The 13,812-nt window shown below is 74.5% G+C and carries 13 protein-coding genes; 7 read left to right on the plus strand and 6 right to left on the minus strand.

Translation table 11 applies throughout. The features are described from left to right. Positions 1 to 7: 7 nt before the first annotated feature. Positions 8 to 568 (minus strand): hypothetical protein, encoded by a 561-nt coding sequence (locus BBH68_RS33520; RefSeq protein WP_065967532.1) that lies wholly within the window; start codon positions 566 to 568, stop codon positions 8 to 10. A gap of 74 nt (positions 569 to 642) precedes the next feature. Further along, a complete protein-coding gene (locus BBH68_RS33525) occupies positions 643 to 1,440 on the minus strand; it encodes a glutamate racemase (RefSeq protein ID WP_065967533.1) in 798 nt (265 codons plus the stop codon). A gap of 79 nt (positions 1,441 to 1,519) precedes the next feature. On the opposite strand from BBH68_RS33525, the gene BBH68_RS33530 reads away from it, so the two are divergent. Further along, positions 1,520 to 2,746, plus strand: a complete 1,227-nt coding sequence (locus tag BBH68_RS33530; protein WP_065967564.1) for a glycosyltransferase — start codon at positions 1,520 to 1,522, stop codon at positions 2,744 to 2,746. Between the two features lie 9 nt (positions 2,747 to 2,755). Here the strand turns inward: BBH68_RS33530 and BBH68_RS33535 are convergent, their stop codons facing one another. Next, the gene (locus BBH68_RS33535) at positions 2,756 to 4,075 is read right to left on the minus strand and encodes a TerD family protein (RefSeq protein WP_065967534.1); all 1,320 of its coding nucleotides are present in this window, start codon (positions 4,073 to 4,075) and stop codon (positions 2,756 to 2,758) included. A gap of 259 nt (positions 4,076 to 4,334) precedes the next feature. Here BBH68_RS33535 and BBH68_RS33540 point away from each other — a divergent pair, with 259 nt between their 5' ends. Next, a complete protein-coding gene (locus BBH68_RS33540) occupies positions 4,335 to 4,844 on the plus strand; it encodes a DUF6643 family protein (protein WP_065967535.1) in 510 nt (169 codons plus the stop codon). 148 nt (positions 4,845 to 4,992) lie between these two features. After that, positions 4,993 to 5,862 (plus strand): MOSC domain-containing protein, encoded by an 870-nt coding sequence (locus BBH68_RS33545; protein WP_065967536.1) that lies wholly within the window; start codon positions 4,993 to 4,995, stop codon positions 5,860 to 5,862. A gap of 340 nt (positions 5,863 to 6,202) precedes the next feature. Here BBH68_RS33545 and BBH68_RS33550 read toward each other — a convergent pair whose 3' ends face one another. The 3 genes from BBH68_RS33550 to BBH68_RS33560 form a co-directional block, all read right to left on the minus strand. Next, positions 6,203 to 6,919, minus strand: a complete 717-nt coding sequence (locus tag BBH68_RS33550) for a response regulator (protein WP_170066627.1) — start codon at positions 6,917 to 6,919, stop codon at positions 6,203 to 6,205. 196 nt (positions 6,920 to 7,115) lie between these two features. Further along, positions 7,116 to 7,706, minus strand: a complete 591-nt coding sequence (locus tag BBH68_RS33555) for a TlpA family protein disulfide reductase (protein WP_065967538.1) — start codon at positions 7,704 to 7,706, stop codon at positions 7,116 to 7,118. A gap of 91 nt (positions 7,707 to 7,797) precedes the next feature. Further along, on the minus strand, positions 7,798 to 8,247 hold the full coding sequence (locus tag BBH68_RS33560; RefSeq protein WP_065967539.1) for a Crp/Fnr family transcriptional regulator: 450 nt from the start codon (positions 8,245 to 8,247) through the stop codon (positions 7,798 to 7,800). Between the two features lie 287 nt (positions 8,248 to 8,534). Between BBH68_RS33560 and BBH68_RS33565 the strand changes: the two genes are divergently transcribed. From BBH68_RS33565 to BBH68_RS33580, 4 genes are all read left to right on the plus strand, one after another. After that, positions 8,535 to 10,916, plus strand: a complete 2,382-nt coding sequence (locus BBH68_RS33565) for a phosphoketolase family protein (RefSeq protein WP_065967540.1) — start codon at positions 8,535 to 8,537, stop codon at positions 10,914 to 10,916. 183 nt (positions 10,917 to 11,099) lie between these two features. Further along, on the plus strand, positions 11,100 to 11,525 hold the full coding sequence (locus tag BBH68_RS33570) for an ATP-binding protein (RefSeq protein WP_065967541.1): 426 nt from the start codon (positions 11,100 to 11,102) through the stop codon (positions 11,523 to 11,525). Positions 11,526 to 11,629: 104 nt separating this feature from the next. Next, a complete protein-coding gene (locus BBH68_RS33575; RefSeq protein ID WP_065967542.1) occupies positions 11,630 to 12,514 on the plus strand; it encodes a universal stress protein in 885 nt (294 codons plus the stop codon). Between the two features lie 545 nt (positions 12,515 to 13,059). Then, complete coding sequence (locus BBH68_RS33580) at positions 13,060 to 13,662, plus strand: Rv1733c family protein (RefSeq protein WP_065967543.1); 603 nt, start codon at positions 13,060 to 13,062, stop codon at positions 13,660 to 13,662. The last annotated feature ends 150 nt before the right edge of the window (positions 13,663 to 13,812 follow it).

Below are 13,812 nucleotides of genomic sequence, written 5' to 3' on the forward strand. Positions count from 1 at the left end.
TTTCGGCTCAGGCCTGGGAGGCCCCGGCCGTGATGCCGCGCAGGCGGTCGCGGATCACCCGGACCGCGGCCTCGGCGTCGTCCACCGTGACGGTGAAGATCCGGCCGTCGCCGAGCCGGACCACCAGGCCCTCGCCGCGGCGCACGATCACCGCGGTGCCCTTCTCCGGGCGCCAGCGGTAGCCCCAGCCGCCCCACTGGCGTGGGGTGACCCGGGGGGCGAAGTCCGCGTGGACCACGTCGTTGAGGGGGATGCGGCGCCGGGGCAGGCCCATGTGGCCGCAGCGCACCTCCAGGGCCTCCTCGTCGACCCGCACGGCCACGTGCACGAAGGCCAGGGTGCCGAAGAGCATCAGCAGGCCGGCCGCGAGGCAGCCGATCACGGACATCAGGAGCGGGGCCAGGCCCGAGGTCCAGGGAGAGTCGACGGCCAGGTCGATCCCGAGCGCCACGCAGGCGGCGCCCCCCGCGGCCAGCAGCCACTGGGCGCGATTGTGCGCGCGCCCGGTCCAGACCGCGGGTGGCCGATCGGCCGCGGCCCGCTCGTCGCCCTCACGGTGGTGCCTCATAGCTGGCAGCGTACCCACGTTCCGCTACCCCGGCAGGGGACTGCGAGGGTTCGGTCGCCCCTTGCCGGGCCGGGTCAGCCGCGGGCCAGGGGTTCGCGCGCCAGCAGACGGCCTTCGGTGTAGGCGAGGGCGACGTCCGGGAGGGCGGCCTCGCGGCCGCTGAGGATCACGGTGAGCCGTCCCTCGGGGAGGGGCGCCGGGGCCGGGGAGGCGGGGGTGGCGCCGATCCGGCGCAGGGCCTGGGCGGCGACGGCCCCGGCGGAGCCGTGGAGGGCGATCGGCGGGGCGCCGGCCGGCTGGACGGCGGACCGGATCCGGTCGGCGACCAGCTCGTAGTGGGTGCAGCCCAGGACCAGGGCCCGGATGTCGCGGGGGGTGCGGGCCGCGGCGTCGGCCACGGCGGCGTCGATCGCCGCCGAGTCGGCCCACTGGACGGCCTCGGCGAGCCCCGGGCAGGCCACCTCGGTCACCTGGACCCCGTCGGCGAAGTCGCGGATGAGTCGGCGCTGGTAGGGGCTGCCCGTGGTGGCGGGGGTGGCCCAGATCGCGACGGGTCCGCCACCGGCCGCCGCGGGCTTGATCGCCGGTACGGTCCCGATGACCGGCAGCCCCGGCTCGAACTCGGCCCGCAGGGCGGGCAGGGCGTGCACGGAGGCGGTGTTGCAGGCGATGATCACGGCGTCGGGGCGGTGCGCGGCGGCGGCGCGGACGCAGGCCAGCGCGCGCTGGGTGACGTCTTCGGGGGTGCGGGGGCCCCAGGGCATGCTCTCCGGGTCGGAGGAGAGCACGAGATCGGCGTCCGGCCGGAGCCGGTGCACCGCGGCCGCTGCCGGGAGCAGGCCGATTCCGGAGTCCATGAGCGCGATCTTCACCCGGTCACTTTAATGGATCGGTCCGATGCTCCCTGCGACCGGGCCCCCGTTCGGGCAGACTGCCACGGTGGACGCGCTGATGTGGACGGCCGTGGGATCCCTTGCCGCGTGGGTGTGGCTGCTGCTGGGCCAGGGCTTCTTCTGGCGTACGGACGTACGGCTGCCCCGCGGCGACGCGCCCGGCCCCGGCGGCGCCCCCGCCGGTTCCGGCGACGCGGCCGGGACCGCCGGGGGCGCCCCCGGGGGCGAGGAGTACTGGCCGTCGGTCGCCGTCGTCGTGCCGGCCCGGGACGAGGCCGCAGTCCTCCCGATGAGCCTGCCGTCGTTGCTGGCGCAGGACTATCCGGGGCCGGTGGAGATCTTCCTCGTGGACGACGGCAGCACGGACGGCACGGGCAAGCTGGCGCGTGCCCTGGCCGAGGAACACGGCGGGCCGCCGCTGACCGTGGACTCGCCCGGTGAGCCGCCGCCGGGCTGGACGGGCAAGCTGTGGGCGGTGCGCCATGGCATGACGCTCGCCGCGGCCCGCCCGGACACGGAGTATCTGCTGCTGACCGACGCGGACATCGCGCATGAGCCGGACTCCCTGCGCGAATTGGTGCGGGCGGCGCGCGGCTCCGGGCTGGATGTGGTGTCGCAGATGGCGCGGCTGCGGGTGGTGACGGTGTGGGAGCGGCTGATCGTGCCCGCGTTCGTGTACTTCTTCGCGCAGCTGTATCCGTTCCGGTGGGTCAACCGGGCGGGGGCGCGGACGGCGGCGGCCGCGGGTGGGTGTGTGCTGCTGCGGCGGGAGGCGGCCGAGCGCGCCCGGGTGCCCGAGGCGATCCGGCACGCGGTCATCGACGACGTGGCGCTGGCCCGGGCGGTGAAGCGGAGCGGCGGGCGGATCTGGCTGGGGCTGGCGGACCGGGTGGACAGCGTGCGGCCGTATCCGCGGCTGGGTGAGCTGTGGCGGATGGTGTCGCGCAGCGCCTATGCGCAGCTGCGGCACCATCCGCTGCTGCTGGTGGCCACGGTGGCGGGGCTGGCGCTGGTGTACCTGGTGCCCCCGGCGGCGCTGTGCGCGGGGCTGGTCGAGGGCCGCCCGGGGCTGTGGGCGGCGGGCGGCGGCGCGTGGGCGCTGATGGCCGCGACGTACGTCCCGATGCTGCGCTACTACCGGCAGACGCTGTGGCTGGCCCCGCTGCTGCCGGTCACGGCGCTGCTCTATCTGCTGATGACCGTGGATTCGGCGGTGCGGCACTATCAGGGGCGCGGCGCGGCGTGGAAGGGGCGTACGTACGCCCGCCCCGGCGCCGCGCCCTGACGGGGCGTCTCACTTGCGGCCGGGTGTCCAGTTCATGCCCCAGCCGTACGCGTGGTCGAGGGTGCGCTGCGGGCTGACGCCGCGCTCGGGCACCAGGTAGCGGGCTTCGCGCTGGACCACGAGGTCTCCTCCGGTGTTGGTGATCAGCGCGAGGGCGCAGACCGGGGAGGGGACGGTGCACTCGTCGAGCGAGAAGTCGATGGGCGCGCCGTGCTGCGGCTGCAGGGTCACCGTGGCGTCGAGGTTGGCGAAGCTGCGGGCGCCCTCGTAGATGGTGACGAAGACCAGGATGCGGCGGAACGCGTCCTTGTGGTCGAGGTTGATGGTGAGGTTCTCGCCGGACGTCCGGGCGCCGGTGCGGTCGTCCGCGTCGAGGTGGATGAACGGCGGCTGGTGCAGCGAGCCGAAGGTGTTGCCGAGCGCCTGGACCACGCCCTTGCTGCCGTCGGCGAGTTCGAACAGCGCGCCCAGGTCGAGGTCGAGGTCTCCGTGCATGGCGATGGCCTTGCCGAGCTTGTGGCCCCAGCCCTTGAACTGTTTGCGCACCTGCCAGTTGAGGTTCACCCGCATGGCACCGGAGGTGCCACCCTGCTTGGCGAGCGAGACGGAGGGGGCCCCCTTGGTCAGGGTGACCTTGGACAGGCTGACCGGGGCGGGAGCGGCGCCGGGGGGCGTGTGCGCGGGGGCCGGGGGTGCGGTGGCCGGGGGCGGCGGGAGCGGCACGGCGGCTCCGGCGGGCGGCGGGGGCGGGAGCGGCACGGAGTGCGGTACGGGCGGGGCTGCCGGGGCGGCGGAGGTGTGCTGGGGCTCGTCGACGCTGATGCCGAAGTCCGTGGCGAGGCCCGCGAGTCCGCTGCTGTAGCCCTGGCCGACGGCGCGGAATTTCCACGCGCCCTGCCTGCGGTAGAGCTCGCCGAGCACGAACGCGGTCTCGACGGTGGCGTCCTCGCTGTCGAACCGGGCGATCTCCGCGCCGCCCGAGGCGTCCAGCACCCGGATGCACAGGCCCGGGACCTGGCCGAAGCCGCCGCCGTCCGCCGAGGCGGCGAGCACCACGGTCTCGATGGCGGGCTCGACCCGGGCGAGGTCCACCGCAAGGGTGTCGGTCACGGTGTCACCGGCGGTCCGCTTGCCTTCGTGGCGCACGGCGCCCGAGGAGTGCGCCGGTTGGTTGTAGAAGACGAAGTCCGCGTCGGAGCGGACCTTTCCGGATGCCAGCAGCAGCGCCGAGGCGTCGACGTCCGGCACCCCCGGGCCGGTGCGCCAGCCCAGTTCGACCCGCACCGCCGACGCCGGAACCGGAACGTTGCTGCCTTTGCGCATCGCCATGCTGTCCCCCTGCCTTTCTGTTCATCGGACCCCCGGGGTGGCACCCGGCAGAAGACGATCCTGCCTGAGGTTCCGTCCGCTCAGCGGATCGCACCCCGGTAACCCCTGGGAAACGTGCTCTCTACAGGATCTCAACGTACCCTGGCGACCGTTTTTCCCGGGTTCGCTCGGATTGGGGAACCCCGACCGCTCCCAGCCGGTGAAACAACTCTCTTACCGGACTCCCCAATCGGCACATCGTGGGCTTAACTTATGGACTATGACCTCCCCCCGCGGTAGCTACGGCAGCGGCTACTACTCCTCGTCGTCCTTCGCGGACACCCCCATCTACGACAGTCTCGTCGCCGAGCGGGGGACACCGCAGATCGCGCCCATCCGGGTGGCCCCGCCGTTTGACACCGGCAGCCATCTCCCGGCGCTGCCCTCCGCGCTGCCGGCCCTGCCGGCCGCGCCCTCCCCGTCGCCCTCCTCGTATCCGCCCGCGCAGGGGTACCAGGCGGGTGGGGGACAGCCGCAGCCCGGCGGGCTGCAGCAGGCGCCCTCGCCGTACATCCCGCCGCAGTCGACGGGCCCGCGCGGCTACCCGGGGGCGCAGCAGCCCCCGCAGCAGCAGCGTCCGGCGGCGCCCGCCGGGTACGAGGCGATGCGGCCGGCCATGCCGCGCCCCGTCGCGCCCCGTCCGGCCGCCCCCGCGCCGTCGCCGTACGAGGACCCGTACGGCCGTCAGCAGTACCAGGGGCGGCCGCAGCAGCCGGGGGGCGGCTACTGAGCCTCCCGGCGCGTGTGGCGGGGCTTCCCGGCCTGACGGTGCCCGGCTCCCGCGGGAGCCGGAGCCGCGGTCGGTGTGACGGCGTCGGTGTCACGGTGTCATGTCGCGTGGGGATGGTGTTGTCGGAGGCCGCTGGCAGGATGGCCCCATGGTCATTCCAGCGCTGAGCGCCATCCACGTGTACCCGGTCAAGTCGGCCTCGGGGGTCGCCGCCCGCGAGGCGGTCGTCGAGCCGTGGGGGCTCGTCGGCGACCGGAGGTGGATGGTCGTCGAGGCCACCGGCGGGCGGTATGTGACGCAGCGCCAGCAGGCGAGCCTGGCCCTGGTTTCCGCCGAGCCGCTGCCTGGTGGGGGCCTCCGGCTCGGCGCGCCCGGACGTGAGCCGCTGACCGTCCCGGCCCCGCCCGGGCCGGGGGACGACGCGGGGGCGCTGTCGACCGTGTGGCTGCACCGGGAGGCGGTCGAGGTGGTCTCGGCCGGCGCCGCGGCCGACGCGTGGTTCAGCGGCTTCCTGGGCTCCGCGGTCCGCCTGGTCCATCTGGACGACCCTGCGCTCCGCCGGCCGCTGAACGCGGAGTACGCACGCGGGGGCGAGACCGTGAGCCTCGCCGACGAGTTCCCGCTGCTGCTCACCACGACCGCGTCGCTGGACGCGCTCAACTCGCTCATCGCCCAAGGGGATCACCCGGACGAGGGGCCGCTGCCGATGAACCGCTTCCGGCCGAATGTCGTCGTGGAGGGCACGGCGCCCTGGGCCGAGGACGACTGGCGGCGGATACGGATCGGCGAGGTCGTCTTCCGGGTCACCAAGCCCTGTGCCCGGTGCGTGATCACCACCACCGATCAGGAGACCGCCGAGCGCGGCAAGGAGCCGCTGCGCACGCTGGCCCGCCACCGGCGCGCCGGCGATCAGCTGCTCTTCGGCCAGAACCTGGTCCCGGAGCTCTCCGGGGCGTCCCGGGAAGCGGGCCCGGGGGCCAGGCTGCGCGTCGGCGATCCGGTGGAGATCCTCGACTAGGGGTGGAATCAGGGCCGTTCGGCCCTTTCCGGCGCGTGGTCGGCAGGCCGATGCTGATCAGCGGCACCTGGGACCATCCTCACCACAGGGGCACGCCGGGCTCTCACTCCACTGCGGTGACGAGCACCTCGGACGGGCGGCCCCTGTGTGGCGTGGGGCGCGAGACCGGAAGGGGAGTCCGGCCCGCGCCCCACGCGATGTCACCCCGGTGCCCGCTCCCCCGCGCCGTGCGCCGCCCGGGCGTCCACCGGCCCGGGCGTTCACTCCCCCGCCGCCCGCTCCCCCGCCGTCTGCTGCCTCGCCGTCCGCCGGCCCGCGTTCACTCGCCGGGCCCGGCTGGTCACCCGCCGGTGCGGCGGCCCCTGATGCGCTCGGCGATGACCGCGGCCCGGACGCGCCGTCCCACGCCCAGCTTGGACAGGATCGCCGAGACGCGGTTCTCGACCGTCTTCTCGGCGAGGAACAGCCGCTCGGCGATCTGGCGGTTGGTCAGCCCTTCGCCGATGAGTTCCAGGATCTCCCGCTCGCGCGGCGACAGCCGCTCCAGCTCCACCGGCCCGCTGGGCCGCGGTCCGCGCAGCCGGGCCATCACGCGCGCGGTCGCGCCCGGGTCCAGCAGGGAGCCGCCGCCGGCCACCGTGCGTACGGCCGAGACCAGGGCGGAGCCGTTGATCTGCTTGAGCACATAGCCGGCCGCGCCCGCCATGACGGCGTCGAGGAGCGCCTCGTCGTCGTCGAAGGAGGTGAGCATCAGGCAGGCCAGCCGCGGCAGCCGGGCCCGCAGCGCGCGGCACGCCTCGATGCCCTCGTGGTCACCGCCGTCGTCCGAGGAGCCGAGCCGCGCGTCGAGCACCGCGACCCTGGGCCGGACGGCGGGGGCGCGGGCGATGGCCTCGCGCGCGTCGGCCGCCTCGCCCACCACGCACAGGTCGGGCTCCGCGTCGAGCAGGTCGCGCAGGCCGCGGCGCACCACCTCGTGGTCGTCGAGCAGGAAGACCCCGATGCGTTCCGCCGGCCCCGCGGGCTCGGCTGCCTGCGCCACTGGCTCTCCCTCCATGGCGCGCGGGGCGCGCCGGTCGTGATCCGCCGCCCAGCTTCGCGCCCCGGCGCCGCGCGGGGTAAGGGGCCGTTCGGCCCTCAGGAGGTCTTCAGGCCGTGTTCCAGGCCGTCCTCAGGCCGCGCTGCCGCGTTCAGACGTCTTCAGGCCGTCCTCAGGCCGCATGAGGCGTCTTCAAGCCGTCCGTCCTCCAGCCTCAAGCCGTCTTCTTCTCCGCGACGAGGGGCCGCAGGACCGCGCGCAGGTCCCGCTCGCTCAGCGGGGCCAGGGCGCGGGCGGCCAGCCGTCCGCTGCGGTCGAGGAAGACCGTCGAGGGGATGGCCTGCGGGTTGACGCTGCCCCGGGGGAACCTGAGCACGATCCGGCCCATCTGGTCGTAGAGGCTGGGGTACGGGACGCCGTACTCCTCCTCGAACCTGCGGGCCGCCTCCCGGCTCGGGTCCCGGGTGTTGATCCCGACGAACCGTACGCCCTCGGCCTCGGTGTCCTTCGCCACCTTCACCAGATTGGGCGCCTCGGCCCGGCACGGCCCGCAGTTGGAGCCCCAGATGTTGACCACGAGGACCTTGCCCTTGTAGTCGGCGAGGTCCAGGGGCTTGCCCTCGAGGGTGGTGCCGGAGATGCCCCGCAGGGGCTCGCGCTCGGCCGGGGAGAACCTGCTGATCACTTCGTTGCCACCGCCGGACTTGGAGGTGTCATCGAAGCCCGCCTCCGTCCCGCAGGCCGACAGGAGGAGCGCGGCGGCCAGCGCGGCGGCCGCCCCGGAGGAGACATGACGGGTGTTCATGTGATCAGCTTCGCAGGTCGCACGGGCGCCGGGACGGCCGGGCCCGCGGTACGCCACGGTCCGCCGCGGTCCGCGCCGGCCCGGGTGCCGGTCAGGGCGATATGCCGCCGGCGTACGGCCCGTACAGGTCGAGCAGCCGGGTGCGGGCGGCCTGGAGCCGGCGTCCGATCACCTGGGCGCAGGCGAGGGCGAGCGCGTATCCGAGCTCGGTGTCCTCGTCGCACAGCCGGCGCACCGCCTCGGCGTTGAATTCATGGGCGCGCACCGGGCTGAGCGCCTCAGCGCCCAGGTGCCAGGTGTCCGGCGGGAAGAGCCAGGACCACCCGATCAGCTCACCGGGGCCGAGCGTATCGATCACGGCGGCGCGCCGGCCGGGAACGTGCAGATCGAGGGTGACCGCGCCGGTGCGGATGATCCAGAAGCGGTCGGCCTTGCGGCCCTCCTCGAAGATGCGGGCGCCGGAGGGGAAGGACACCTCGCGGGCGAGCGTCATCAGCCGTTCGCGGTGTTCCGCCTTCAGTGAGCCGATAAGTCCCATCATGACCTCACTGTGCCGTCTTCCGCTCCGCCACGCCCTTCGGAGCGGACCGTGTGGGCGGGCCGCCGGGCGGCGGTGCCCCTCGTATGGCATGGTCGTCCCAGGGGCCCGCCCATGGCTACGGGCCGAACAGCCCGGGCGAGGGTACCGGGTGGCCCCTCACGGTGTCCGGGCGGCGGCCCGAGAGTGGAGCCGGAGCGGCTTCCGGCCGATCTCCGGGGCGGCTGTGTGTCCGGGCGCCCGGAGGGAAGCCGCTCCCTGGAGGCCGCCCGCGCTCACGGAGGCACGTCATGGGACCGCAAGCCACCCTCACCGACCACGACCTGAACACCCTGGACCGCCACTGGCGCGCGCTGAACTACCTGGCGGCGGGCCAGATCTATCTGACCGGCAATCCGCTGCTGACCGAGCCGCTGCGGCCCGAGCACATCAAACCGCGGCTGCTGGGCCACTGGGGCACCTGCCCGGGGCTGAATCTCGTCTACACGCACATGAACCGGGTGATCTCGGCGCGGGACCTGGACGCGGTGTGCGTGTGGGGCCCGGGCCACGGCGGGCCGGCCGTGTTCGCCGGGGCCTGGCTGGAGGGCACGTACGGGGAGCTGTGCCCGGACATGGGGCGGGACCTGGCCGGGATGACGCGGCTGTTCCGCCAGTTCTCCACGCCCGGCGGGGTGCCGAGCCATGCCGCGCCGCAGGCGCCCGGCTCGTTCCACGAGGGCGGGGAGCTCGGCTACTCGCTCGCGCACGCCTACGGGGCGGCGCTGGACAACCCCGATCTGGTGGTCACCTGTGTGGTCGGCGACGGGGAGGCGGAGACCGGGCCGCTGGCCACCTCGTGGCACGCCAACAAGTTCCTGGATCCGGTGCACGACGGCGCGGTGCTGCCGGTGCTGCACCTCAACGGCTACAAGATCGCCAATCCGACGGTGCTGGCCCGGCTGCCCGAGGGGGAGCTGGACGAGCTGCTGCGCGGCTACGGCCACGAGCCGCTGTACGTCACCGCGGTCGCGGGCGAGGACCCGGCCCGGGCGCACCAGGACATGGCGGCGGCGCTGGACCTCGCGCTGGACCGGATCGCCGCCTTCCAGCGGGCGGCGCGCGAGGGCGACGGGGCGCGGCGGCGGCCGCACTGGCCGATGATCGTGTTGCGCACGCCCAAGGGCTGGACGGGCCCGGCGGAGGTGGACGGGGTGCCCGTGGAGGGCACCTGGCGGGCCCACCAGGTGCCGCTGGCCGGGGTGCGGGAGGATCCCGGGCGGCTGCGGCAGCTGGAGGAGTGGCTGCGCTCGTACCGGCCGGAGGAGCTGTTCGGCGCCGACGGCCGGCCCAGCCCCGAGGTGCTGGCCTGTGTGCCGTCCGGCGACCGCAGGCTGGGCTCCAATCCGCACGCCAACGGCGGCCGGCTGCTGCGCGAGCTGCCGCTGCCGGACCTGGCCGACCACGCCGTCGCCGTGGACAAGCCCGGCACGCGGCTGCACGAGCCGACGCGGGTGCTGGGCGGGATGCTGCGCCAGGTGATGGCCGACACGGCCGAGCGCCGCGACTTCCGCCTGGTGGGGCCGGACGAGACGGCGTCCAACCGGCTGCAGGACGTGTACGCGGTCACGGACAAGGCCTGGCAGGCCGAGACGGTGGCGACGGACGAGCATCTGGGGCCGCACGGGCGGGTCATGGAGGTGCTGTCGGAGCATCTGTGCCAGGGCTGGCTGGAGGGGTATCTGCTGACCGGGCGGCACGGTCTGTTCTCCTCGTACGAGGCCTTCACCCACATCGTCGCCAGCATGGCCTCGCAGCACGTCAAGTGGGTCCAGACGGCCCGCACCGTCCCGTGGCGGGCCCCGATCGCCGCCCTGAACTACCTGCTGACCTCGCACGCCTGGCGGCAGGACCACAACGGCTTCTCGCACCAGGACCCCGGCTTCATCGATCACATCCTCAACAAGGACCCGCACACGGTGCGCGTCTACCTCCCGCCGGACACCAACACCCTGCTGTGCGTGGCCGACCATGTGCTGCGCACCCGGGACGTGGTCAACGTGGTGGTGGCGGGCAAGCAGCCCTGCTTCGACTGGCTCGGCCTGGAGCAGGCGCGCGACCACTGCGCGCGCGGCCTCGGCATCTGGGAGTGGGCGGGGACGGAGCGCCCGGGCGGGGAGCCGGAGGTGGTGCTCGCCTGCGCGGGCGACGTGCCCACCCAGGAGACGCTGGCGGCGGCGTCGCTGCTGCGCACGCGCCTGCCGGAGCTGGCCGTGCGGGTGGTGAACGTCGTCGACATGACCAGGCTGGCGCCGCGTGAGGAGCATCCGCACGGGCTGTCGGACCGCGAGTTCGACGCGGTGTTCACCCGCGACCGGCCGGTGATCTTCGCCTATCACGGCTACCCGTGGCTGATCCATCGGCTGACCTACCGGCGGGCCGTCCATCCGGGGATGCATGTGCGCGGCTACAAGGAGATGGGCACCACGACCACGCCCTTCGACATGGTGGTGCGCAACGACCTGGACCGCTACCGGCTGGTCATGGATGTGCTGGACCGGGTGCCGGGGCTCGCGGTCCGCGCCGCCGGGCTGCGCCAGGAGATGGCGGACATGCGTCACCGGCACCACGACTGGATCCGGCGGCACGGCGTGGACCTGCCGGAGGTGGCGGAGTGGAGCTGGCCAGGCTGAGACAAGAAATACAAGAAGCTGTGCACGGCCGAGCAGGTTGCGGATATTGACCGACCACTTTCGGTCACATTGAGTATCCGGGTCGCCATTCTCGGTCTTGGCGTGCGCGGGCGGCGGATGGCTCGTACCCTCGGCTCCTTCATCGACCCTGCTGTCACTCGAACTCGTCAACGGGAGGCACCGGTGCCGGCGCAACCCCGCCTGTGGTCCGCCGATCGAGCCGTGGAGCGTCTGCTGCAGCGCCGTTTCACCGCGCGCGAACTGGCCTTGCTGCGGGTGCAGGTCGAGGAGTGCGCGGCCGGGGCCGGGCTGGCCGAGGCCCGCCGGGGCGACTTCGTGCTGGCCGTGGACGCGATCGCCACCAACGCGGTGGAGCACGCGGGCGGGGCGGGGACTCTCCTGCTGCGGCGGGTCGGGGACGAGCTGGAGTGCCGGATCAGCGACTCGGGCCCCGGCTTCTCCGAGGATGTCATCCCCCGGATCCTGCCCGGCCTGGACGGGGCGACCAGCGGGCGCGGGCTGTGGCTGACCCGGCTGGTCACCGACCGGTTGGCGGTCAGCGCGGGCGCCGTCGGGGCCGTCGTGACCCTCGCCATGCGGCTGCCGTGAGCCGGTCCATCGCCCGCCACGCGCGCCGACCGGCCACGACGCCCCGCGCGGGCGCCCGGCGGGACAATGGGAAGGAACACATCCATGTGCTGACATGAGAGGCGGTGGGCACGGTGGAGCTACCCGTCGTGGTGGGGGTCGACGGTTCGGACGCCGCCTTCGACGCACTGGACTGGGCGGCCGACCTGGCCACCCGGCGCGGGCTGCCGCTGCGCATCGTCCACGCCTCGCTGTGGGAGCGCTACGAGGGGTACATCCCCTCCACCTCGCCGGACCGTCCGGCCGAGCGGATCCGCAGCGAGACCGTGCTGGCCATGGCCGCCGAGCGGGCGGGGCGGCGCGCCTCGGCGCTCAAGGTGATGACCGACGTGGCCCCCGACGACCCGGTGACGGCCCTGCTGCGCGCCGGGCAGAGCGCGGACGCGGTGGTCGTGGGCTCCCGGGGGCGCGGGGAGTTCGCGTCCTTGCTGCTGGGCTCGGTGGGGCTGGGCATCGCGGCCCGCGCGCACTGTCCGGTGGTGGTGGTCCGCGGCCGCCCGGAGAACGTGCAGGGCCGGATGAGCCGGGTGACGGTGGGCATCGCCGAGCGCGAGCGCCCCGCCGGGCCCGAGCCCGCCTGCGGCGCGGCCGCGACCGCCTTCGCGCTCCGCGAGGCGCGGCTGCGCGGCTGCGAGCTGGAGGCGGTGCACGCCTGGCGCTACGCGGGCGAGGAGCACGGCACCCCTGAGGAACGGGCCCGGCGCGCCGGCGAGCTGCTGGAGGAGGCGCTGGGCGGTGCCTCGGCGGCGGCCCTGGCGCCCGTACCGGTGGCGCACCGCGTGGTCGAGGCCTCCCCGCGCAAGGCGCTGCTCGACGCCTCGGCCCACTCCGACCTGCTGGTGGTGGGGGCGCGGCGGCGGCAGGGCCACTTCGGCATGCAGCTGGGTCTGGTCAACCACGCGGTGCTGCACCACGCGCAGTGCCCGGTGGCGGTGGTCCCGCAGGGCTGAACGGGCCCGGCGCGCGGCGGGGTTGAGCGGGGCGCGCGGGGCTGAATCCGGCGACTTGGGCAGTTGCGCCCCGTTCGGCCCGCGGCGCGGCTAGGGTCTGTCGTCACAGGGGGCGTCCGGCCGCGAGCGGCGTCCGGCGCAGGGGGCACCTCCCAGCGGTAGCCGGGGGAACATCGCAAGCTGGAGCGTCGCCCTCGTACGGGGGCGCACTCGGGTGATGCGACCAAGGCGGTCCGGTCGGCGTCCGACGTGCTGGGCTTCGCCCCGTCGCGGGTGGTGGAGGGCCCGGTCGGCACGGACGTGCCGGCGGCACGCCCAGCGGGGGCCTGGTCGACATGCGGTCCAGGGCCGAACTGCGCGGCGGCACGCCGCACATCGAAGCGCCGGGGACGGGGGTACGCGGCTCGTGTGGCGGGTACCCCTGGCAACCGGCTGACCTTACGCGACGGAAGGCCCGACCTCGTGATATTGCTCTCTCTTCGACGAATCCACGTATTTCCGGCCCGGCATGCGGTATCCACGAATGGGGAAGGGGGTGCGTGAGCATGCGGACGATCCGCGGACTGTGGCGCTGGCGGCGCAACCCGCTGCGCCGTCCGACCGACCTCGCCGAGGCCTGGGCGGCGCTCGTGGCCGCGCTGCTCATCGTCCTCGTGGCCCCCGGCGTCGGCTGGGCGACGGGCGCGCTCACGCACGGGGCGCTGCGGGAGACCGTGCGCGAGCAGCGGGCCCAGCGCCATCTGGTCTCCGCGACCGTGGTGAAGGTCCTGCCGCACCCCCGCATCGACTCGGACCCGGAGACCGCCTCCACGCGTGACGCGCACCGCCGGGTGTTCGCCAAGTGGACCGGCCCGGACGGCAGTGAGCACACCGGCGCGCTCGGCACCCACCCCGGCGCCGACGCCGGCGAGCGGTTCCGCATCTGGACCGACGACCGGGGCCGGCCGACGGGCCGCCCGCTGGACGAGGCGACCGCCGCCACCCATGCCGTGCTGGCGGGGACGGCGGCCGCGGCGGGCGCGGCGGGGCTGTTCGAGGGCGCCCGGCGGCTGGTCGTATGGCGGCTGATGCGCCGGCGTTTCGCCCAGTGGGACACCGCGTGGGAGCGGGCGGGCCAGGACTGGGGCCGGGCGGGTGCCGACAGCTGACGGCCCTGTGCCACCGCGTGGTGGCGGGGTGGGGCGCGGAGGCGGAGCCGGGCGTTCAGTGCCTGGTCCCGCGCACGCTACGGTGGGGCCTTCACAACACAGCGGCACAGTCGCGCGCAGCCGGCATACGCACGAGGTGGGGGCACAACA

Origin of the sequence: Streptomyces sparsogenes (assembly GCF_001704635.1) — a bacterium.
Classification (GTDB): Bacteria; Actinomycetota; Actinomycetes; order Streptomycetales; family Streptomycetaceae; genus Streptomyces; species Streptomyces sparsogenes.

Excerpts from the sequence above, each read along its gene's own strand:
- BBH68_RS33550 (WP_170066627.1), bottom strand. The coding sequence starts at position 6,919 with ATGGAGGGAGAGCCAGTGGCGCAGGCAGCCGAGCCCGCGGGGCCGGCG.
- BBH68_RS33535 (WP_065967534.1), bottom strand. The coding sequence starts at position 4,075 with ATGGCGATGCGCAAAGGCAGCAACGTTCCGGTTCCGGCGTCGGCGGTG.
- BBH68_RS33560 (WP_065967539.1), bottom strand. The coding sequence starts at position 8,247 with ATGATGGGACTTATCGGCTCACTGAAGGCGGAACACCGCGAACGGCTG.
- BBH68_RS33540 (WP_065967535.1), top strand. The coding sequence starts at position 4,335 with ATGACCTCCCCCCGCGGTAGCTACGGCAGCGGCTACTACTCCTCGTCG.
- BBH68_RS33530 (WP_065967564.1), top strand. The coding sequence starts at position 1,520 with ATGTGGACGGCCGTGGGATCCCTTGCCGCGTGGGTGTGGCTGCTGCTG.
- BBH68_RS33520 (WP_065967532.1), bottom strand. The coding sequence starts at position 568 with ATGAGGCACCACCGTGAGGGCGACGAGCGGGCCGCGGCCGATCGGCCA.
- BBH68_RS33580 (WP_065967543.1), top strand. The coding sequence starts at position 13,060 with ATGCGGACGATCCGCGGACTGTGGCGCTGGCGGCGCAACCCGCTGCGC.
- BBH68_RS33555 (WP_065967538.1), bottom strand. The coding sequence starts at position 7,706 with ATGAACACCCGTCATGTCTCCTCCGGGGCGGCCGCCGCGCTGGCCGCC.
- BBH68_RS33565 (WP_065967540.1), top strand. The coding sequence starts at position 8,535 with ATGGGACCGCAAGCCACCCTCACCGACCACGACCTGAACACCCTGGAC.
- BBH68_RS33545 (WP_065967536.1), top strand. The coding sequence starts at position 4,993 with ATGGTCATTCCAGCGCTGAGCGCCATCCACGTGTACCCGGTCAAGTCG.